Source organism: Acidovorax sp. 59, from assembly GCF_002754175.1.
Lineage (GTDB): Bacteria > Pseudomonadota > Gammaproteobacteria > Burkholderiales > Burkholderiaceae_C > Acidovorax > Acidovorax delafieldii.
The window spans coordinates 2,849,974-2,869,777 of sequence record NZ_PEET01000001.1; the positions used below are offsets into that span (position 1 = coordinate 2,849,974).

The window sequence follows — 19,804 nt, forward strand, 5'->3', positions numbered from 1 at the left end:
GCGATTGGTCCGCTGACCGTCCCTACGCGGCCAGGGCACCCACTCCTTGTAGTCCGGGCAACCCGGCAGGCCGGTCATCGGCAGGTAGCACTGCTGTGCGGCGCTCGGCCTCGGCGTCTCCCGCTGCGGGCAAGGAAGACTGCGCCACATAGGCCGTCAGGGTGTTGCGCCACTCTTCGTTCGATGCGTCCATGGCGTGTCGCATGCGCGCCAGCAGCCAGCCTGCTGCCCCAACCGTCAAGGCCAGCATAGCCAGAAGCCCATACACCAAGGACGCCGGGAAATGCCCTGCATTCAGCTGTTCCACACGGGCCAGCAATGCGAGCGTGGCCTGATGGTCTTGCTCGGCCTGCGCGCGCATGCGATCCACTTCCACCTGCAAGGCCTGAATGCGCGCGCCGGGGGATCCCGCGCCGTCCGGCGCGTTGACCTCCGCAGCCGAAGCCGCCACCGGCATCAGTGTTGCGCCGTCGGACGGAGCCCCTTCGCCCGAAGCGGGCGGCGTGACCAGCGCCGTCAACGGCTCCATCACCAGCCGGGGCTTGGAAGGTCCAGGCGCAATAGATGCCGCTGCTGGAGCCACCGAGGCGGTGGACGATGCCGACGCCTGTGCGGGGGGCGCTGCTGCGGCCTCAGGCGCCATGCTGGGCGCGGTGCTGGGTGGCTCCTGAGGCGCCGTCTGCGCAGTGCTGGTCGCGGAAGCCACTGCCGCTGTGTCAGCGGACCGGCTGCGCGCAACGGGAGCCCCGGCAGACTTTGCGGCCAGTTTCGTGCCCTTGCGGGCTACCCGGCTGGCGGCCGACGCCTTGCGCGGCCGCGAGGGGCCCATTGCGGTTGCAGAAGAGGCCTCTCCGGCAGCCACCCCGGCCGCCTGCGAGGGGGAGGCATCTGCCAACGGCACCTCCCAGGGAATCGCCACTGGCTTCAGCCCGGCCGCAACGGTGGCGGGCAGATCGGCCAGAAAGGTGTATTCGCGCGTCACCCGGCCCGTGCAATGGACAGAAACCTGGGCAGTCAGCACCGGCTCGTCGGCCAGATGGGAGGACTGCACCCGCAGCACCGGGTTGCGCTCCGGTTCGCCAGGCCGCACGCTCACCTGGACTCGGCCTGCCGGCACGGCCACATCGCCAGACACCAGCCGCGCTTGCGGGCACAAGGCGTCCACCGACATGCCGGGGTCCAGCTGGACTTCAAAGCCCAGGTCGATGGGCTGTCCCAGCCACACCTTGCCTTGCGGCGCGCCCAGGGACAGGGCTTCCGCCGCCTCGGCCAGCAGCCCCAGCAGGGCGACGATCAGGGAGTTACGCAGCATCACAACCACCTCCTGCCATTGCAATTAGTTTCTACAGGAAACTAAACACAACGAAAAGAAATGAATGCGCAGGCCTCAGTGCCAAGCCCCGCAAAGCGCGCAATCTGGTACGCAGGGCATTGATCAGGCGACCGCCCGGGCGGCTATCGCTCCAGCCACCACTGAATCATCACCTTGGCCAGGAACCCCAGAAAACCCACGCCCAGGCCCAGGAAGAGCACGAAGGTGCCAAAGCGTCCGGCCTTCGATTCCCACGCGAGCTGCCCGATGATGAACAGCATGTAGGCGATGAACGCCCCCACCCCGTAGGTGAGGAAGAAGCCCGAGATCTGCGCCTCGGTAAATCCAAAAATCACGATGTCCCTCCAGGCCGGCGCACAGGGGCCGCCGGTACAGCAGGGGCCACCAGGTCACGCTCTGGCAGGCTGGATGCATCCACCAGGTCGCGGTATGCGTGCCAGCTGGCATGCCCCAGCATGGGCATCACAGCGATCAGGCCCAGCAGCAGGGAACCCAGGCCCAGCAAGGTAAAGCCCAGGATGATCGCTGCCCAGAACGCCATCGGCAGCGGGTTGGTGATAACCGCCTGCCAGCCGGTGAGCACCGCCTGCAGCAGCGTGGCGCGGCGGTCCAGCAGCAGCGGCATGGCCACCACGCTGGACGCAAAAATGGGCGCGGCCATCAGGCTGCCCAGCGCCAGCCAGATTTCAAACAACCAGCCGTCACGCGCCATGACCACGTGGCGCAAAAAGTCGAGCGGTGTCTCGATAGGCACGGGCGCCAGCAGCGTGATGAGCGCCGCAGATGTCATGACCCAGCCCGAGGCGGCCAGCGCCAGCAGGGCCCCAAACTGCAGCATGCACCAGTAGTCGCTGCCCCATTTGTTCACGTGGCTGTTCTGCCAATTGAGCCAGGTCTTGAGCACCACGCCCAGGTTTGCGGCTTCGCCACGCTCCAGCGCGCGGCTCAGCGCATACAGACTGGTGGCCAGCACCGGCGCCACCACCAGGAAACCCGACAGAGCCCCCGCCAGCAGCCAGAAGCGGTGGTGGGCCACCGCAAAGATGGCGGCGCCAAACAGTGTGAGTGCCAGGCCATGCGCAAAACTGATCCAGCCCGCCCGTGCCATGTCGCGCCAGGCCAGCACCAGCCAGGTCATGGGCTGCATCATGCCGATGGTGCGGATGGCGGGCAACGGGGGGGGAGTACGGGGCATGGTGGGATGGGTCGCTGAGCGACGATGGAGTGTGACTTGATCGGGCAGCGGCATCAACCGCCGCGCGCCCAAACCTTGACCTGAGGCAAGAAACCGAACCCAACGGAACCGGTCAGTCCAACAGCCGGCACAGCGCGGTAAGGCTGTCCACCGTGGCATGGGGCGGGGTGTCGTCGTGCGGCCAGGGGTGGTTGGCACTGTTGATCCACACCGCCTGCATGCCCGCGTTCAGCGCGCCCTGCGCATCCAGTGTGGCGTCGTCGCCCACGTGCAGCACCTCGTGGGGCAACACATCCACAGCCGTGGCGGCCGCATGGAAGATGCGCACATCGGGTTTGGCGATGCCAAAGTCCGACGCGCTGATGCTGTGGCGAAAGTAGTGGCCGATGCCAATGCGGTGAATATCGGCATTGCCGTTGGACACCGCCACCACCGGGTAGCGCGCTGACAAGAAAGCCAGCGTGTCGTGGGCGTCGTCAAACAGCTCCACCCGCTGGCGCTCGGCAAAGAACAAATCAAACGCCGGTTCGGCCAGGGCGGGCTCGTCACCGGCCTGCGTCAGCGCCAGCCGGATGGACTCGCGCCGCAGCGCGCTCAGGTCGCCCTTCAGGTCAGGGCGCAGGGTCACCATCTGGTTGCGGATGGCGCGCAGCGCCTCGGTGTCCGAGAAGAGTGCCGCTGTGGCAGGCGCGTGGTGGGTCAGCCAGTCCAGCAGCACACTCTCAGCCCGCGTGATGGTGGGCCAGATGGGCCAGAGTGTGTCATCCAGGTCGATAGAGATAGCGCGGATGCGGGAGGTGTCCAGAGAGGGATTTGGCACAGGGCGCACCTGAAGGATGAAGGCGAAAAAAGAGGCCCCGGCGATGCGCCAGGGCGAGGGCAGCAAAGCATACCGCAGGCCCCAGGAATGCCGTGCATCCCTTGCGCAGCGCGTTCAGCCTGCGGATGCCGCGCCCGCAGCCCCCAGCGACGACCCGCGCACCACCAGCAGCCCGGGCAGCAGGCTCTCGCGCGCAGGGCCTTCCAGGCCGTTGATACGCTCCAGCAGGCACTGCGCCGCACGTTGCCCGATGGCATCGGTGGGCTGGGCTACGGCGCTCAGGCCGGGCCGGATCAGCGACGCCCATTCGGGGTCGTCAAAGCCTACGAAACCCAGCTGTTGCCCAAACGTCCACCCCAGGCGCGAGACGGACGCTGCCACCCGCAGCGTGACCACCGAATTGCCCGCCACCACCGCGCAGCGCTCGCCGGGCCGGGCCTGCCGCAGCAGATCGGTGAGTGCCTGGTCCAGCACTTCGTCACCCTGCTCGGCCGCCAGCTCCAGCACCGCGCCGCGCACCGTCGAGCCCTTGGAGGACACCAGCGCACGGAAGGCCTCCGTGCGCTCGATGCGGGAACTCACGCCCAACAAGGGCTGGGTGATGTAAAGCAGGCGCTGCCAGCCTTGCTGCTGCAGGTGGGCACAGGCTTCGCGCATGGCGCCCTGGTTGTCCAGCGAGACGAAGTCTGCCGCCAGCCCGGCGTGGCGCCGGTCCACCAGCACGGCGGGCTTGCCGTGCAAGGTGTTCACATCCGCCTGCCCCTCGCCCTGCCCCAGCGTGTTGAGGATGAAACCATCCACCTGGTAGCTGGCCAGCGCGTCGATGGCCGCGCGCTCGCGCTCGCGGTCGTTGCCCAGGTTGAACAGCATGACCAGGTAGCCTGCATCCTGGCAGGCTTTCTCGGCGCCCCGCAACACGGCCACCGAATAGGGGTTGGTGATGTCGGCCACCACCAGGCCAATGAGCCGCGAGCGGCCATGGCTCAGCGCCTGGGCCATGGGGCTGGGCACATAGGCCAGCTTGGCGATGGCCGCCTCGACCCGCGCTGCAATGTCGGGGCTGAGCAGGCGTTCACGGTGGTTGAAGTAGCGCGACACCGTGGCCTTGGACACACCGGCCTCGGCCGCTACATCGGCGATGGTGGGACGGACGCGCGGCGCGGTGGAGGGTGCGGGTGTCGGCGGGCTCATGCGGGTACTGCGTTGTACACAGCAGCGGGCCGTTCGCCCGCCAGGGCCTGCAGCAGGTTGGTGGTGGCCAGCGCGGCCATGGCATGGCGCGTGTCGTGCGTAGCCGATCCAATGTGCGGCAGCGGGGTAACGCGCGGGTGGGTGCGCAGGGGCGACGCCAGCGGCAGCGGCTCGGTGGCAAACACATCGAGCCCCGCTGCGCGCAGCGGGCCATGGTCCAGCGCGCGCAGCAGGTCTTGTTCCACCACGGTGGCACCCCGGCCGCCGTTGATGAAGATGGCGCCGGGCTTCATGGCCGCAAACAGTTCGGCGTTGACCATGCCCCTTGTGCTGTCCGACAAGGGCAGCATGGCCACCACAAAGTCCGACTGCGCCAGCAACGCAGGCAGCGGCGTGTGGATGGCCTTGCCCTGCAACTCAGGGGCCTGGGTTGCCAGGTCCACCGGGCGGCGGGCGTGGTACATCACGGGCATGCCAAACCCCAGTGCGGCGCGGCGCGCCACGGCCTGACCAATGCGGCCAAATCCGAGCAGGCCCAGCGTCTTGCCATGCACATCGCTGCCAAACAGGTCTTCTCCAATATTCTTCGTCCACCGGCCCTCGCGCACCAGCTGCGACAGCTCCACCAGCCTGCGGCTGGTGGCCATGAGGAGGGCAAACACCGAGTCTGCCACCGTTTCGTCGAGCACTCCGGGGGTGTGGCACAGCATGATGCCGCGCGCCTGCAGCACGTCCAGCGCGTAGTTGTCCACGCCCACCGAAATGCTGGACACCACCTGCAGCAGCGGCGCACGCGCCAACATGGCGGCATCGATGGGAAAGCTGGAGCCGATGAGCCCGTGCGCCTGCGCCAGCGCGGCGTCAAACCGCGCGCGCTCATCGGGCTTGCGCGGGTCGGCCACGGTCACGTCGTGCACGGCGGTCAGCCGCGCGAGCTGGTCGGGCGGCAGCTCGCGAAACACCAGCACCTGTTTGCGCGCTGGGGTTGTGGTGCTGTCTGTTGAAGATGGCGCCAGGCTCACAGACCCGCCTCCTGCAGTTGTGCGCGGGTGGGCAGCCCCTCGGTGTCGCCCAGCACCTGCACGGCACGCGCACCAATCCAGGCGCCACGGCGCACGGCGGCGGGCACGGTCAGGCCTTCCAGCAGGGCGCTGATCACGCCCACGGCAAAGCCGTCGCCCGCGCCCACGGTGTCTACCACCTGGGCCACGGGCACGCCGGGCACGCGGCCGGTGCCAGCCACGTCGCTGTCGTAGTACGCGCCCTCGGGGCCGAGCTTGACGACCACCAGCTTGGCGCCCCGCTCGCGGTAAAAGCGCGCCACACCCTCGGGGGTGGTTTCGCCGGTCAAAAACACGCCCTCTTCCATGCCCGGCAGCACCCAGTCGGCATAGGTCGCCAGGGTGTTGATCCAGTGGCGCATGGTCTCGGGCGACGACCACAGCGTGGGGCGCAGGTTGGGGTCGAACGAGATGGTGCGGCCCGCAGCGCGCATCACCTCCAGCGTGCGGATGGCCGCCTGCAGGCTGGTGTCGGAGATGGCGGCAAACACGCCCGTGGCATGCAGATGGCGCGCGGACCGCAGCCAGGGCTCGTCCACATCGGCGGGCCCCATCTGGCTGGCGGCGGAGCCCTTGCGGTGGTATTCCACCTGCGGGTCGCGGCCATCCATCACGCGCTCCTTGAACTGGAAGCCTGTGCGCTGCGTGGCATCGCACACCACGTGCGAGCAATCAATGCCTTCGCCCTGCATGGCGGCCAGCAGCGCGCGGCCCATCGAATCGGTGCCCAAGCGGCTGGCCCAGCCCACCTTCAGGCCCAGGCGCGCAAGGCCAATGGCCACATTGGTCTCGGCCCCGGCCGTGCGCTTGTGAAAGCCGGTGGCGTTCTCCAGCGGGCCAGGCTCGTTGGCCACCAGCAGCAGCATGGCCTCGCCAAACAGTGCCACGTCAAAGGCCGGGGCGGTCATGCAGCCTCCCGGGCAGCGCGGATAACCGCCACCTGCTCGCGCGTGACGGCCACCAGGTCGTCCCCCACCAGCGGGTATTCAATGGCATGCGGCACATCGGCAGGCAAAGCGCGCAACACGGCGCGCCAGGGCGCCACCGAATCGGCCAGCGGCACCGCCACCCACTTGGCGGGCAGGCGCTGCACGCCTTTGCAGTGCACATAGCGCACATAGGGTGCCAAGGCCTGCGCGGCCTGCAGCGGGCATTCGCCCTGCCAGTGCCAGTTGCCCATGTCAAAGGTCATGCCCAGGTCAAGCCCCGCCTGTGCCTGGGCCGCAAAAAAGGCCTGCATGGCGGCCAGCGTGCCGGCGGTGGCAGTCTGGTCGTTCTCGATCACCAGCTCCACCTGCGGGGCGGCCAACAGCAGGTCCTTGAGGCGGTGCAGCGAGGCATGCGACGAAGGACCAAAGCCACCAATCGACATCTTCAGTCGCGGCGCGCGCAGCACCTGCGCAGCCTGCACGCCACGCGCCAGGGCTGCTTCGTCCAGCGCGCCCTGCGGGGTCCACAGGCCTTCAGGGCTGGAGTACACCGCTGCCCGGCCCGCCAGCGCGGGCAGTTCGGTGGCTGAGTCGCGGAGCAGCTCGCCACGCACCTCCACGCCATCCGCGCCCGCTTGCTGGGCCAGGTCGGTACACCACAGCTGGCCGTGGCGACCGGTTTCGGCCGCGCCGAAGGAGGACAGGGAAATCAATACCTTCATGTGTTTCTTTCAGGCTCCGCCCACCAGGGCGAAGGCCATCAACCGCACGACCTGTCAGGTCTCGATGTGCGTGGGTCTCAATGTGCGTGGTGGGAAGTCAGGATCTGGCCCAGGAACTGCCGCGTCTTCTCGTGCTGCGGCTGTCCGAAGAACTGCTGCGGCGGCGCCTGCTCCAGGATCTTGCCGTCGGCCATGAAGATCACCCGGTCAGCCACGCTGCGGGCAAAGCCCATCTCATGCGTCACGCACAGCATGGTCATGCCGTCTTCGGCCAGGCTGATCATGGTGTCCAGCACTTCCTTGACCATCTCGGGGTCCAGCGCCGAGGTGGGTTCGTCAAACAGCATCACCTTGGGCGCCATGCACAGCGCCCGCGCAATGGCCACGCGCTGCTGCTGCCCGCCCGACAGCTGGCTGGGGTGCTTGTGCGCCTGCTCGGGGATGCGCACGCGGGTCAGGTACTTCATGGCCACTTCTTCGGCCTGGGCCTTGCTCATGCCACGTGATCGCATGGGGGCCAGCGTGCAGTTTTCCAGAATGGTCAGGTGCGGGAACAGGTTGAACTGCTGGAACACCATGCCCACTTCGGCGCGCACGGCGTCCACGTTCTTGCCACCGGCGGTCAGGTCGATGCCATCGACCTCGATACGGCCCTTTTGCACCGTCTCCAGCCGGTTGATGCAGCGAATCAGCGTGGACTTGCCCGAGCCCGATGGCCCGCAGATCACGATGCGCTCGCCGGGCCGCACCGACAGGTTGATGTCGGTGAGCACCTGGAAGCTGTCGTACCACTTGTTGACCCCTTCCATGCGGATGATCGGCGGCGTGCCGGGGGCGGTCGTGACTGCGTCGCTCATCAATGGCTCCTTATCGTTCAGACCGGCTTATTGCAGCTTGGGCAGGTCAGCGCCCAGCCACTTCTGGTACAGCTTGTTCAGCTCGCCATTGGCGGTGTTGCGGGCCACAAAGTCGTTCACTGCCTTGGTCAGCTCGTCCTGGCCGGGGCGCAGGGCAATGCCCATGGCCTGCTGCAGCAGGTTGAACTTGTTCTCGAACGTGTTGGCGGGCACGCGCTTGGCGATCTGCGCGGCCACCGTGACCGAGCAGCCAATCGCATCGACCTGGCCCGAGATCAGCGCCTGCATGGCCGATGCGTCGTCGTCAAAGCGGCGGATCTCGGTGCCCTCGGGCGCCGCCTTGGTCACGGCCACGTCTTGGGTGCTGGCACGGGCCACGCCCACGCGCACGGTCTTCAGGTCGGCAGCGCTCTTGATGTTGGCGCCGGTCTTGCCGTACAGCACGATGGTCGCGGCCGCATAGGGCTGCGAGAACTGCACCTGCTTGGAGCGCTCGGGCGTGATGGCCAGCGAGGCCACCAGCACATCAACCTTGTTGGTCAGCAAAAACGGAATGCGGTTGGGGCCGGTGACGGGCACGATGTTGGCCTTCACGCCCAGGTCCTTGGCCAGCAGCTTGGCCACGTCGGCGTCGTAGCCGTCGGGCTGGTTTTGTGCGTTGGTGGTGCCGTAGGGCGGAAAGTCCACCAGCATGCCGATAGTGATCTCACCCTTCTTCTTGATGTCGGCCACGGACTGTGCCGAGGCCAGCGGCGCAAACGCCGTGAGGGCGGCGCCCAGGCCAAAAGTGGCTATGGCAGCCAAAGCGGCGGTGGCGGTGCGGCGTTGCAAAGAAAAAGTCATCGCATGTCTCCTGGTGGTGGGTGTGAACGAGAACAGAAAGAAAAAAGAAGGTTGCGGCGCGTGGCTCAGCGCGCCAAAGCACGGGCGCGCTTGCGCTCCATGCGTGCGGCCAGCAGCGACAGCGGCCAGCAGATCACGAAGTACAGCGCGGCCACGGTGGTGAACACATGCAGCGGCTGAAACGTGGCGTTGTTGATGATCTGCCCCGCCCGCGTGATCTCGGTGAAGCCGATGATGGCGGCCAGCGACGTGCCCTTGATGATCTGCACCATGTAGCCCACCGTGGGCGGCAGCGCAATCTTGAAAGCCTGGGGCAGCACCACAAACCGCATGCGGGCCACGTACTTGAGGTTCAGCGCCTGGGCGGCTTCCCACTGGCCGCGTGGCACGGCCTCGATACACCCGCGCCAGATCTCGGCCAGAAAGGCCGCGCTGTTCAGCACCAGCGCCACGCCCGCCGCCACCCAGGGGTTGATGTCAAACCCCAGCACCGGCGCACCAAAGAAGATGAGGAACAGTTGCAGCAGCAGCGGCGTGCCTTGGAACACCTGGATGAACACGCGCGCCGCATTGCGTGCCGCAGCGTTCTCTGAGGTGCGCGACAGCGCCACCACCAGCCCCAGCAGCGCACCGCCCACGAAGGCAATGGCCGACAGCGCCAGCGTCCACTGCGCGGCCTGCACGATGAAAAGGAATTCGGAGAGTCCGAAAGTACGCATGATGGCAGTCCTGGCTCAGCGGCGGTCGGGGTAGTTCAAGGCGCGGTCGTAGATCAGCTTGAACAGCGCCGAGAAACTCAACGCCAGCGCCAGGTAGATGGCTGTCACCACGATGTAGATCTCGAAGCTGCGGAAGGTCTGCGACTGCAGGTTGGCCGCCACCGAGGTCAGGTCGTCCGCCGAGATCACCGACACCACGGCCGAGCTGAGCATCAGCAGGATGAACTGGCTGGTGAGCGCCGGGTAGATGGCCTTGAGCGCGGGCTTGAGGATGACAAACCGGAAGATCTCCCACGGCTTGAGGTTGAGCGCCTTGCCCGCCTCGATTTGCCCCTTGGGGATGGACTCGATACCCGCCCGCACGATCTCGGCCGCGTAGGCCCCCAGGTTCACCACCATGGCGGTGAGCGCTGCGGTGTAGGGCGACCAGCGCAGGCCGATGGATGGCAGCGCAAAGAAGAAGAAAAACAGCTGCACCAGAAATGGCGTGTTGCGGATGACCTCGATGTACGCGTTGATCAGAAACCGCAGCCAGCCCGGCCCGCCGGTCTTGCCCCAGGCGCAAAAGATGGCCACCACCAGCCCCAGCAAGGTGGCAGTGAGCGACAGCTGCACGGTGATCCAGGTGCCCTTGAGCAGCAAGGGCCACGCGGCAAACACGGCATCGAACTGGAACTGGTAATTCACGGTGGACAGTCGTTATTCCAAAGTGGCGCCAGTTTATGAAACCGGTTTCATAACCACATCAGGGAATACCCGATGCACCCCAAAAAGGGGCTGAAAACGCATGAAGACGCTGTATCCCGCGCTGATCTCACAGGCGGTGGTTTGCGAGGCGGCAAATAGGCTCCCAGCCCGCACTGGCTCGGCGCGTGGGTGAAAATGCCGCATGCCTTCCTTCCACCCCGAACCCCCTTTCACCCACGGCCAGGCCGACCGCACTGCCGTGCTGCTGTGCAACCTGGGCACGCCCGACGAACCCACGGCCCCGGCCGTGCGCCGGTATCTGGCGCAGTTTCTGGGTGACCACCGCGTGGTGGAGATCCCAAAGCTGCTGTGGATGCCCATCCTGCACGGCATCATCCTGCGCACCCGCCCCGCCAAGTCGGCCGCCAAATACGCCAGCATCTGGACACCCGAGGGCTCGCCCCTGGCGCACTGGACGGCCAAGCAGGCCACACTGCTGCGCGGCTGGCTGGGCGAGGCAGGCCACGCGGTGCTGGTGCGCCACGCCATGCGCTACGGCAACCCGTCCATCGCCAGCCAGCTCGATGCGCTGAAGGCCGAGGGCGCCACGCGCATCCTCATCCTGCCGCTGTACCCGCAATACTCCGCCACCACCACGGCCAGCGTGTTTGACGCCGTCTACACCTGGGCCGCCGCCACCCGCAATGTGCCCGAGCTGCGGTTTGTGAACCACTACCACGACGCCCCCGGCTACATCGACGCCCTGGCCCGCACCATCGAGACGCACTGGAAGCACCACGGCCAGCCCGACCAGCTGGTGATGAGCTTCCACGGTGTGCCCGAGCGCACCCTGCACCTGGGCGACCCCTACCACTGCGAGGCCCGCAAAACCGGCCGCCTGCTGGCCGAGCGCCTGGGCCTGCGCGAGGAGCGCTACCGCATCACCTTCCAGTCGCGCTTTGGCAAGGCCAAGTGGCTGGAGCCCTACACCCAGCCCACCATCGAGGCGCTGGGCAAGGCGGGCACGCGGCGGGTGGACGTGGTGTGCCCCGGCTTCACCAGCGACTGCCTGGAGACGCTGGAAGAAATCAACATGGAAGTGCGCGAGGCGTTCTTGCACGCGGGCGGCCAGGAGTTTCACTACATCCCCTGCTTGAACGACAACCACCACTGGATCACCGCCCTGAGCCGCGTGGCCCAGCAGCACCTGGCGGGCTGGCCCACCGAGGCCCCTACCGCCGCCGCACTGGCCGATGCGCGCAGCCACGCGCTGGCCGGTGGTGCGCCTGCCGGGGTTTGCCCGGTGGCGCACTGATACGCATGCCCATGCCATTGCGCATGCGAACGCAAAAGCGAATGGCACGGAGCGGCCTGCGCGCCCATGGTCACTCACTACATTATTGATAGCGCCCAGGGCATATTGCACTAGCGCATCTGCCCGTTTTGGCTCATATTTTGGTCGCCAGTTGCTGCACGGCTGCCTGCCACGCCCTCCGCACCGCCCTTTCCCACACCCACATCAATGCCCGCTTTTGCCCTTGCCCCCCACCAGTTGCGTCTGACCGTTGACCCCGCCACGCTCGGCTTTGCCAGCACCGCCGAGCTGCAAGACCTGCCCCTGCCCTGGATCGGGCAGGAGCGCGCCCAAGCCGCCGCGCAATTTGGTCTGGCGATGCAGCAGCCGGACTACCACCTGTTTGTGCTGGGCGAAGTGGGCAGCGGGCGGGCGTCGCTGCTGCGCCAGGCCATGCAGGCCGAAGCCGCAAAACGCGCGGTGCCCCCCGACCTGTGCTACCTGCACCACTTTGACCTGCCCGACCGCCCCCGCGCTCTGCGCCTGCCCGCAGGCGAGGGCCGCCTGCTGCGCCAGGGCCTGGCCGACATGGCACGCAGCCTGCAGGCCGACATCCCCAAACGCCTGACCAGCCCCGACTTCAAGGCAGAGGCCGAGCGCATCGAGAAGACCTGGCAAACGCAAGAGAGCGAAGCCTTTGCAACGCTGGACGCTTTTGCCGAGGCCCGCCAGTTCCGCCTGAGCCGCGAGGCCGGGCACATGGTGTTCACCCTCACCGGCCCCAAGGGGCAGCCGCTGACCGAAGGCGAAGCGCGCGCCCTGCCCCGCGAGCGCCGCACCGAGATCGACGCCGCCGAGCAGGAGCTGCGCGCCGAGATCGCCAAGTTTCTCGAAACCACCCGCCCGCTGGAGCGCACGCGCGACGACGCCCTGGCCGCCCTGCGCCGCCAGACCATCAAGCCCCTGGTGGAGCACGCGCTGCACGGCATCCGCCAGGGCCTGCGCAAGCAGATCAAGGACGCCGTCAAGCTCACGCAGTGGCTGGACCAGGTGGAACGCGCCGTGCTGGACCACATCGACCTGTTCGAGCCAGGTGACGCTGAACAAGGCCAGGACGCCGAAGACGACCGCAAGGACGCGCTGGACGACCTGCTGGCCCGCTGCCAGGTGAACGTGGTGGTGGACAACCACGGCCGCACCAGCGCCCCGGTGGTGGTGGAAGACAACCCCACAGCCCGCACCCTGTTTGGCAGCATCGAACACGGCGCAGACGCCGACACCGTGCAGGCCGACCACGCCAGCATTCACGCGGGCAGCCTGCTCAAGGCGCATGGCGGCTTCATCCTGCTGCACCTGCACGACCTGGCCGCCGAAGAAGGCCTGTGGCCGCGCCTGCGCCGCTTTCTGCGCTGCGGGCGTTTGCAGATCGAGGACGGCGGCGGTGGCGGCTCCGCCCATGCGCCAGGCGGCGCCGTGGCACTGCAGCCCGAGCCGGTGGACGTGGATGTGAAGATCGTGCTGATCGGATCGGTGGAGGAGTACTACGCCCTGCAAGAGGCCGACCCCGACGCCGCGCGCCGCTTTCGCGTCAAGGTGGACTTCTCAGACCGGTTCATCGCCACCCCCGGCACCCACCAGTCCTCGGCCATCCTGGTCGCGCATTGCTGCAAAAAACGCGGCCTGCCCCACTTTGCCGCCAACGCCGTGGCCCTGCTGCTGGAGCAATCACACCGCGAGGCCGATGACCAAGGCCGCCAAAGCGCGCGCTTTGCCCACACCGAAGCGCTCGCCATCGAAAGCGCCGCCCTGTGCCAGGCCCGCGCAGGCAGCCTGGTGCAAGCCGCCGACGTACAAGCCGCCCTGGCAGCCCGCACCCTGCGCCACAACCAGCCCGAAGAAGAACTGCACGAGTCCATCACCGAAGGTGAGCGCCTGATCACGCTGCAGGGCTCCATCACCGGCCAGATCAACGCCATGACGCAGATCGACCTGGGCGACTACCGCTTCGGCTTTCCGGTGCGCATCACCGCGCGCACCTTTGCCGGGCAAGAGGGCCTGCTCAACATCGAGCGCGAGGTCGATATGTCCGGCCCCATCCACGACAAGGGCGTGCTCATCCTGCACAGCTACCTCACCGCGCTGTTCAGCCACGTCGCGCCGCTGGCGCTCAATGCGTCCATCGTGTTCGAGCAGGAATACAGCGGCGTGGAAGGCGACTCGGCCTCGTGCGCCGAGCTGTACGCGCTGCTGTCCAGCCTGTCAGGCCTGCCCCTGCGCCAGGGCATCGCCGTGACCGGCGCACTCAACCAACACGGCGAGGTGCTGCCCGTGGGCGGCATCAACGAAAAGATCGAAGGCTGGTTCCGCGCCTGCGCGACGGCGGGGCTGGACGGCACCCACGGCGTGCTGATCCCCGCCCGCAACCAACGCCACCTGATGCTGGACCGCAGCGTGCTGGACGCCGTAGAGCGCGGGCTGTTCCATGTCTACACCATGGGGCACGTGAGCGAGGGGATTGCGTTGCTGACGGGCGAGGCGTCGGGCATGAGCCCGGCGGAGTTGCTGCAGGCGCAGGCCGATGAGCTGGCTGGAGGCGCGGCCACGGTGGAGGACACGGTGATGCAGCGGGCGGAGGTGACGCTGCGGGCGTATCGGAGGGCTTGTCAGGTGGCGGGGAGCGCGCGGAGGGGGCGAGGGGTCAGAGGGCGGTAGCTGGGCTATTGACCCACGAGATTGAATGCTCAGAGTTCTCGCTACATCGCAGTGCCAACAACCTTTGGCCCAGCAGGTCGAAGTACACGGTGTAAGGCACAAACACCCAGTAATTCCGATGGCGAGTGGTAGTCAAGCAGCTAGTCGTGCCTTTGAATAGGCATCTAAAGGCATTGCCCAAAAATCTTTAGATTTCTGATGCACCTCCAGACGCAGGAGCCAAATATCGAACCTTGCACTGCGCCAGACCACAAACCAGTCAACATTTTCAATATTTCCCAGCTAGTAAATAGAAGATACTCAGAAAATTTAATTCACCCATTAGTCAATCACAAAATCTGCAACTGACGCTTTTCCCACAATTTTTCCATCAAAATGCTCCGTCACCACTGCAGCAAACATCTTGGCCACTTCGATGGGATCAAAATCCTCTGAATGCTGAAATAAGACGGCATCGTGCATCGGAATTTTTAATTCCACGCTCGTCAAAGAGCTCATTTTTAGCAGTGCCTTCTTAAAAATCAGCGAAGCGGTTCCTTGAACCACCTGACTCACAGCAGATCGCTTCTCCTTTTCACTTAATTCACCTGAGCCGCTTCGGGAGAGATAATTTCCAAACACCGTCCCAATTCGTCCAGTAGTTTGAAATTCAGACCACACTCCTAGTTTCCATTTTTCGAACGTTGAGAACTGATTAAAAAAAGCCTTTGCCACATCTCGCCGAGCCCCAAACTCTACAGCCGCGTCAATTAGACTTTTCCTTTTCATACCGTAGGCATAAGAAAGAAATAGCCGCTTAGCCGATTTTCTCTTCGATACATCAGAAAATACCTTTTCTGCAACGATCGAATAAAGATCACCGGATGCAAAAAGATCAAGCATTTGTTGATCGCCTGAAAGCGCACCCATAATTCCGGCCTCAAACTGACCAAAGTCAACGTAAGAAAGCTTCATACCGTGATCAGGCGATATAATGTCCCGATGGCGCTTCGCGAGATTTTGAAGCGATGGATCCTTGTAATAAATTCTAGATGTTATTGAACCAAAATAGTCCACAATCGGAAATATTCTCTTCTCACTAAGTGGGATAGCATTCAAAACCATGCGACTGGCAGCTATCCTCCTCAGCTCCAAAAGACGTTCAGAAAATCCATCTGCAGTCGGAACAAATTTAAGAACATAGTCGACGCCAACGCCTGAAAAATCAAAACCCTTAGGCGTCAAATATTCAACAACCTCGTCGTCCGATGGAATTTCGAGAGGCAGACAGTATTTTGCCGAAAACTCCTTCAGCGCCATGTAGTAAGAAAAGTCTATATCTTTCTTATGTTTTTGAAGCGCGGTGCTGTTGATCGCTATGCCATTCGCAACAGAACGGATCAGATACTCACTGACTGGCCTTTCAAGAGTCGAGTAACGCTCCCATTCATTTGCTACTTTTGCCTTTTCTTCGACATCCGTAGAAAGTTGCAAGAGTGCGTTCCCCACAAGAGCAAGTGTGTTAGTGTCAAGCGCCGCATTCTTGAACACTATATTTCTATATCTCCCGATTACATCCTCTTTGAGCAAATCAAGTTCCAGCAAAACGGAGCAGGCGTCTCGAGATTCGCGATTCTCGCGATCCAGACGAAGCCCTGAAATTGAAATTCGCAACTCCTCAACATCCATCACCCTTTGCGGAAGCAATTTAGTTCTTTTAAAGAGAACAGGCGCAATTAGCCAGTAGTCATGACAAACTAGCTCCAACTCTTGCTTAACCACATCGTCAGCACCAACCTCTTTAACGGCTTCGCCCGAGACTAAGAAAAATTTCTCCTCACCACGGTCAGCAAAATCATTAACAAAAAGGAGCGCAATTCTCTTATCAGTCATACGGACTTAGCTCATCATACATTTTTGGCATCGGAGTTCGCTCACGCTCCACAAGAGGAATATTTTCAACAAAATGACTCCTGGCACGGTTGACGGTACCTTTTAACTTGATGCCGAGTTGCGCGATAACTGGCTTGAGAAATTCTCGGCTTGAATCGCTTGTCGCAAGAAGATAGTTTCGCTGATGATAATAGGGCCAATTGGATCGAAAGCTGACCGCAAATCCCTCCAAGACACTAACTTCACCCACGCAGCGGAGATAAATAAAAATAGCTGCAACTTCTGGTTTCAGAACATTATCTTGAATTCTCTGAGTTGCCAGAGCCACCAGCTTTTGTGTTTTGAATCTGACGCGCGCGAGAGTGAGCCACAGATGATAGTTTTGCCACGAATGAATTGCACGTTCGTGATCACAGAGAAATTGCTCTATTCGTCCCAGTTCAGCTGGTACCAATTCGAGAATGCTAAGCAGGCGGCAATATTGATCAGTCGATACCGCATGATCTTCCAGGGAATCAATTAGAAGCGACTTGAGCTTCTCAGCCATTTCACCCCGCACATCGAAAATTCCAGCATCTACAAGTCTGATCAGACGGTTTACAGCAAACCTAAACTGCCTCGACTGCGTTTGCTTGGAGTCGATGCACTCTTGAAGTAGTTGAAATATATATTTAGTCGATCTAATTATTACCCGTCTACTTCTTGAGCGCCACATATTATCAATAGTGATGCTGCGATCATCTGAGCCCGGAAAAAACTCATTGACGTCTGAAGTAGGGCTATCCGCCGTAAGAATTTTTGTCTTGGAGGAGTTTATGTTCATGCCCACGGTGCGCAACTGACCTATCAGTAGCGTGGCGGCATGTCGAGCAGCGCGCGGGCTATCACATATTATACGGATGTCGTCAACGTACCTGTAATAGTCAAATCCCAGTCGAACCATTTCTTGATCGACAGTATTTAGAACAACATTAGCAATAAATGATGAGGCATCCCGGTTTTGTGGAAGTCCGTGTCTTTCACTATAACCCCAATAAGTCATTAGCTCGCAAAGCGTATTTATCGAATTTCGGATCAACACCTTCTGCGGGCCTGAAGCAGTTATTTTCGGGAGCATTGCCTCGAATGCCTCTCGAATGCTTTCGGTAGTGATATTTTCGAAATAATTAATTAGATCGGTTGCAAATAATGCCTGATTGTTATGCAGCGCCGTTCGAGTTACACCTTCAAACGTCTGCCAGAGCTCGATTCGTCCCTTAAATAGATCTTTGCCCGTTCGTTGTCTCTTATCGTAGCGATGGCCTAAGACCCTATGGGAAAGTAGAGGGTCATAAAATGGAATTAAGTAAGAACAGATGGCCTGATAAATGAATCTGTCATAAAAATCTGTCTCAAGAGCATAGCGAACACCAAGCCCTTTTTTGGGGATATCGCAGACATTCCTTTTTGATGCTCCGTAGCGGCCATTTCCTTCCAGCAGAACCTCATGCAGAACTTCGCGCAAAGATGTTTTACTGGAGAATAGATCGCGATGCTGTAGTGCATCCTCAAACCAGTCATCGCGCATATCTCGATGCAAATGTTGCAGAACAACATCCACGTCGATAGGAAATGCCAGGATCTCTGTGCGCTCATCATCACTACGTGGTGGCATGGGACCTCTCTCTCCTTATCAAATGGGCAGTCGGCGGCTGTAGTTACTGGGACGCAAAGTTTGACCGCCCCAACTAGCCCAAGCTAGGCATCGGCAAGATCGCCCCCCAGGGCGCCGAAATCCAACCACTCCATCTAAAAACGCTCCCGCAACCACCCCACCACATCCCCCGTCACCTCATCCCGATTCGTCTCATTCAAGATTTCATGCCGCGCCGCCGGGTACAGCTTGACCGTGACATCGGCCACACCGGCATCCCGATACCGCTGCCCCAGTTGCTCCAACAAGACCCCGCCTGCGGCCAGCGGGTCTGCGTCGCCGGATGCGATGAGGATGGGCAGGTCGCTGCGGATGCGCGCGAGCTGCACGGGGTCGGCCAGGCGCGGCGCGGGGGCGAAGAGTGAGGGGATCACATCGGGTGGCACGTCCCAGCCGCACCACGGGTCGGCCACGTAGGCGTCTACCTCTGCAGCGTCGCGCGACAGCCATTCGTAGCCGGTGCGGTGCTCAAAACCTGCGTTGAAGGCCGCGAGCCCGGCGGGCGCATCGGCGGGGGCGTTGGCCATGGCGGCGGCGAACAGGTCGAGGGCGGTGGAGCCTGACAGGATGACACCAGACCAGGTGGATGAATGGTCGAGGATGGCCGCCTGCGCTGCGAACGAGCCCATGGAGTGGCCGAACAGGAACACGGGCAGTTGCGGCCCGTGCTGTGCGCGCAGCAGTGCGCCGAACTGGGCCACATCGGCAATGAGGCCGCTGAAGCCTGCGCTGCCAAAGTCACCCAGCTTGCCACCTGCCGTGCGCCCGTGGCCGCGATGGTCCACAGCGTGGACGATGAAGCCTGCGGCGTTGAGGGCCCGCGCAAAGCGGTCGTAGCGCTCGCCATGCTCGGCAAGGCCGTGAGAGATTTGGACGACGCCCACTGGTTGACCCGGGGTTTGGGCCCAGGTGTAGGTAGTGACCTGGGTGCCGTCTGCGTTGGACTGGAAGGAGGAGGTGGTGGTGCTCATCGGGTCATTCTGGCACGGGGTTTGGTTGCCACGCCATGATGAAATTGCCACTGGCGTGGCCGCCACCGCCTTCAGCGAAGCGCGCGGGCCGCTTGCAGTGCTGCGCGAATCGCGCTGACCACCGCCTCGGGCTTCTCCAGCGGAATGCCGTGCCCGCTGTCCACCCACACCTGGGTGGAGCCGGGGTAGAGGTGTGCGAAGTCGGCGCGCTTTTGGCGCACGTCTTCGGCCAGCGCAGATGAAGCCCCGGGGGTTTGCAGTGCGCTGAGCACAAACACGGGCAGGGTTGGGTCCACCGGCAGGCTGACGACGCGTTGCCCGGTGGCATCCAGCGCTGCCAGCTCTTGTTTGACCACGTCAGAGGTGCCCAGGCGGAAGGCCACTTTCAGCCAGGTCGGCCACAGGTCGGGGTTGCCAGCGCCTCGCATCTGCTCGGGGTGGGTGGAGTCCACCAGCACCAGTGCCGCCACCTCTGCGGGGTATTGGCGCGCGTACAGCTGCATGTACAGGCCGCCCAGCGAGTGGCCGACCAGCACATAGGGCGGCGGTAGCTGGCGGGCCCGGAGCAAGGCCCGCAGCTCTTGCACCACCTGCGCCCCATCGCGCGGCTGGGGCGACGCATCGCTGCGGCCATAGCCCGCGCGGTTGTAGGCCAGAGCGCGGGTTTCTGCCACGGTGTCGGGCCAGACCTTGGACCACCAGTCCAGCCGGGCGCCCAGGCCGTTCTCGAACACCACCACCGGGGTGCCCTGCCCTGCCTGCACGTATTCGACCGTGCGCCCGTCCACCGTGTCGGTGGTGGCGCCGGGCAAGCTGGCGCAACCGCTCAAGCAGACTGCCAGCAGCAGGCTGGCCCAGTGCCATCGGTTCATGGTCTCAAGTCCTTTGCATACAGGTTCATGGCC

At 63.3% G+C, this 19,804-nt stretch carries 18 protein-coding genes; 2 read left to right on the top strand and 16 right to left on the bottom strand.

Going from position 1 to position 19,804, the window contains the following annotated elements; translation table 11 throughout:
- Positions 1–22: 22 nt before the first annotated feature.
- The 12 genes from CLU87_RS12910 to CLU87_RS12965 all read right to left on the bottom strand — a co-directional run bounded on the left by CLU87_RS12910 (position 23) and on the right by CLU87_RS12965 (position 10,357).
- The gene (locus tag CLU87_RS12910; protein WP_099730683.1) at positions 23–1,312 is read right to left on the bottom strand and encodes a FimV family protein; all 1,290 of its coding nucleotides are present in this window, start codon (positions 1,310–1,312) and stop codon (positions 23–25) included.
- A 143-nt stretch (positions 1,313–1,455) separates the two neighbouring features.
- On the bottom strand, positions 1,456–1,668 hold the full coding sequence (locus tag CLU87_RS12915) for a DUF2788 domain-containing protein (protein ID WP_099730684.1): 213 nt from the start codon (positions 1,666–1,668) through the stop codon (positions 1,456–1,458).
- A complete protein-coding gene (locus CLU87_RS12920) occupies positions 1,665–2,528 on the bottom strand; it encodes a DUF2189 domain-containing protein (protein ID WP_099730685.1) in 864 nt (287 codons plus the stop codon). The genes CLU87_RS12915 and CLU87_RS12920 overlap by 4 nt, the downstream gene beginning before the upstream one ends.
- A 112-nt stretch (positions 2,529–2,640) precedes the next feature.
- The gene (locus CLU87_RS12925) at positions 2,641–3,348 is read right to left on the bottom strand and encodes an HAD-IA family hydrolase (protein WP_099732167.1); all 708 of its coding nucleotides are present in this window, start codon (positions 3,346–3,348) and stop codon (positions 2,641–2,643) included.
- 114 nt (positions 3,349–3,462) lie between these two features.
- Complete coding sequence (locus CLU87_RS12930) at positions 3,463–4,539, bottom strand: LacI family DNA-binding transcriptional regulator (RefSeq protein WP_099730686.1); 1,077 nt, start codon at positions 4,537–4,539, stop codon at positions 3,463–3,465.
- A complete protein-coding gene (locus CLU87_RS12935; protein WP_099730687.1) occupies positions 4,536–5,561 on the bottom strand; it encodes a D-glycerate dehydrogenase in 1,026 nt (341 codons plus the stop codon). The genes CLU87_RS12930 and CLU87_RS12935 overlap by 4 nt, the downstream gene beginning before the upstream one ends.
- The gene (locus CLU87_RS12940) at positions 5,558–6,508 is read right to left on the bottom strand and encodes a sugar kinase (protein ID WP_056638125.1); all 951 of its coding nucleotides are present in this window, start codon (positions 6,506–6,508) and stop codon (positions 5,558–5,560) included. The genes CLU87_RS12935 and CLU87_RS12940 overlap by 4 nt, the downstream gene beginning before the upstream one ends.
- Complete coding sequence (locus tag CLU87_RS12945; RefSeq protein ID WP_099730688.1) at positions 6,505–7,251, bottom strand: sugar phosphate isomerase/epimerase; 747 nt, start codon at positions 7,249–7,251, stop codon at positions 6,505–6,507. Before CLU87_RS12945 ends, CLU87_RS12940 begins: the two co-directional genes overlap by 4 nt.
- Positions 7,252–7,328: 77 nt before the next feature.
- A complete protein-coding gene (locus CLU87_RS12950; RefSeq protein WP_099730689.1) occupies positions 7,329–8,108 on the bottom strand; it encodes an amino acid ABC transporter ATP-binding protein in 780 nt (259 codons plus the stop codon).
- Between the two features lie 27 nt (positions 8,109–8,135).
- Positions 8,136–8,951 carry a transporter substrate-binding domain-containing protein gene (locus CLU87_RS12955; RefSeq protein WP_099730690.1) on the bottom strand — a complete coding sequence of 272 codons (816 nt, stop codon included), beginning with the start codon at positions 8,949–8,951 and terminating at the stop codon, positions 8,136–8,138.
- A gap of 65 nt (positions 8,952–9,016) precedes the next feature.
- On the bottom strand, positions 9,017–9,670 hold the full coding sequence (locus CLU87_RS12960) for an amino acid ABC transporter permease (protein WP_015014909.1): 654 nt from the start codon (positions 9,668–9,670) through the stop codon (positions 9,017–9,019).
- Positions 9,671–9,685: 15 nt separating this feature from the next.
- Entirely contained in the window at positions 9,686–10,357 is a 672-nt protein-coding gene (locus CLU87_RS12965) for an amino acid ABC transporter permease (RefSeq protein WP_099730691.1), read from the bottom strand.
- A 202-nt stretch (positions 10,358–10,559) separates the two neighbouring features.
- Between CLU87_RS12965 and hemH the strand changes: the two genes are divergently transcribed.
- Entirely contained in the window at positions 10,560–11,672 is a 1,113-nt protein-coding gene (hemH, locus tag CLU87_RS12970; RefSeq protein ID WP_099730692.1) for a ferrochelatase, read from the top strand.
- Between the two features lie 207 nt (positions 11,673–11,879).
- Positions 11,880–14,363 (top strand): Lon protease family protein, encoded by a 2,484-nt coding sequence (locus CLU87_RS12975; protein WP_099730693.1) that lies wholly within the window; start codon positions 11,880–11,882, stop codon positions 14,361–14,363.
- Between the two features lie 321 nt (positions 14,364–14,684).
- Here CLU87_RS12975 and CLU87_RS12980 read toward each other — a convergent pair whose 3' ends face one another.
- The 4 genes from CLU87_RS12980 to CLU87_RS12995 form a co-directional block, all read right to left on the bottom strand.
- Entirely contained in the window at positions 14,685–16,235 is a 1,551-nt protein-coding gene (locus CLU87_RS12980) for a DNA polymerase (RefSeq protein WP_099730694.1), read from the bottom strand.
- Positions 16,228–17,889, bottom strand: a complete 1,662-nt coding sequence (locus tag CLU87_RS12985; protein WP_199170824.1) for an RNA-directed DNA polymerase — start codon at positions 17,887–17,889, stop codon at positions 16,228–16,230. The genes CLU87_RS12980 and CLU87_RS12985 overlap by 8 nt, the downstream gene beginning before the upstream one ends.
- Before the next feature lie 134 nt (positions 17,890–18,023).
- Positions 18,024–18,899: an alpha/beta hydrolase gene (locus tag CLU87_RS12990; RefSeq protein ID WP_099730696.1), complete on the bottom strand. Its 876-nt coding sequence runs from the start codon at positions 18,897–18,899 to the stop codon at positions 18,024–18,026.
- A gap of 71 nt (positions 18,900–18,970) precedes the next feature.
- Positions 18,971–19,771, bottom strand: coding sequence for an alpha/beta fold hydrolase (locus CLU87_RS12995; RefSeq protein WP_099730697.1), 801 nt, complete (start codon positions 19,769–19,771; stop codon positions 18,971–18,973).
- Positions 19,772–19,804: the final 33 nt, after the last annotated feature.

Excerpts from the sequence above, each read along its gene's own strand:
- CLU87_RS12990 (WP_099730696.1), bottom strand. The coding sequence starts at position 18,899 with ATGAGCACCACCACCTCCTCCTTCCAGTCCAACGCAGACGGCACCCAG.
- CLU87_RS12980 (WP_099730694.1), bottom strand. The coding sequence starts at position 16,235 with ATGACTGATAAGAGAATTGCGCTCCTTTTTGTTAATGATTTTGCTGAC.
- CLU87_RS12950 (WP_099730689.1), bottom strand. The coding sequence starts at position 8,108 with ATGAGCGACGCAGTCACGACCGCCCCCGGCACGCCGCCGATCATCCGC.
- hemH (WP_099730692.1), top strand. The coding sequence starts at position 10,560 with ATGCCTTCCTTCCACCCCGAACCCCCTTTCACCCACGGCCAGGCCGAC.
- CLU87_RS12930 (WP_099730686.1), bottom strand. The coding sequence starts at position 4,539 with ATGAGCCCGCCGACACCCGCACCCTCCACCGCGCCGCGCGTCCGTCCC.
- CLU87_RS12920 (WP_099730685.1), bottom strand. The coding sequence starts at position 2,528 with ATGCCCCGTACTCCCCCCCCGTTGCCCGCCATCCGCACCATCGGCATG.
- CLU87_RS12910 (WP_099730683.1), bottom strand. The coding sequence starts at position 1,312 with ATGCTGCGTAACTCCCTGATCGTCGCCCTGCTGGGGCTGCTGGCCGAG.
- CLU87_RS12960 (WP_015014909.1), bottom strand. The coding sequence starts at position 9,670 with ATGCGTACTTTCGGACTCTCCGAATTCCTTTTCATCGTGCAGGCCGCG.
- CLU87_RS12995 (WP_099730697.1), bottom strand. The coding sequence starts at position 19,771 with ATGAACCGATGGCACTGGGCCAGCCTGCTGCTGGCAGTCTGCTTGAGC.
- CLU87_RS12955 (WP_099730690.1), bottom strand. The coding sequence starts at position 8,951 with ATGACTTTTTCTTTGCAACGCCGCACCGCCACCGCCGCTTTGGCTGCC.
- CLU87_RS12945 (WP_099730688.1), bottom strand. The coding sequence starts at position 7,251 with ATGAAGGTATTGATTTCCCTGTCCTCCTTCGGCGCGGCCGAAACCGGT.
- CLU87_RS12985 (WP_199170824.1), bottom strand. The coding sequence starts at position 17,889 with ATGCCACCACGTAGTGATGATGAGCGCACAGAGATCCTGGCATTTCCT.
- CLU87_RS12940 (WP_056638125.1), bottom strand. The coding sequence starts at position 6,508 with ATGACCGCCCCGGCCTTTGACGTGGCACTGTTTGGCGAGGCCATGCTG.
- CLU87_RS12975 (WP_099730693.1), top strand. The coding sequence starts at position 11,880 with ATGCCCGCTTTTGCCCTTGCCCCCCACCAGTTGCGTCTGACCGTTGAC.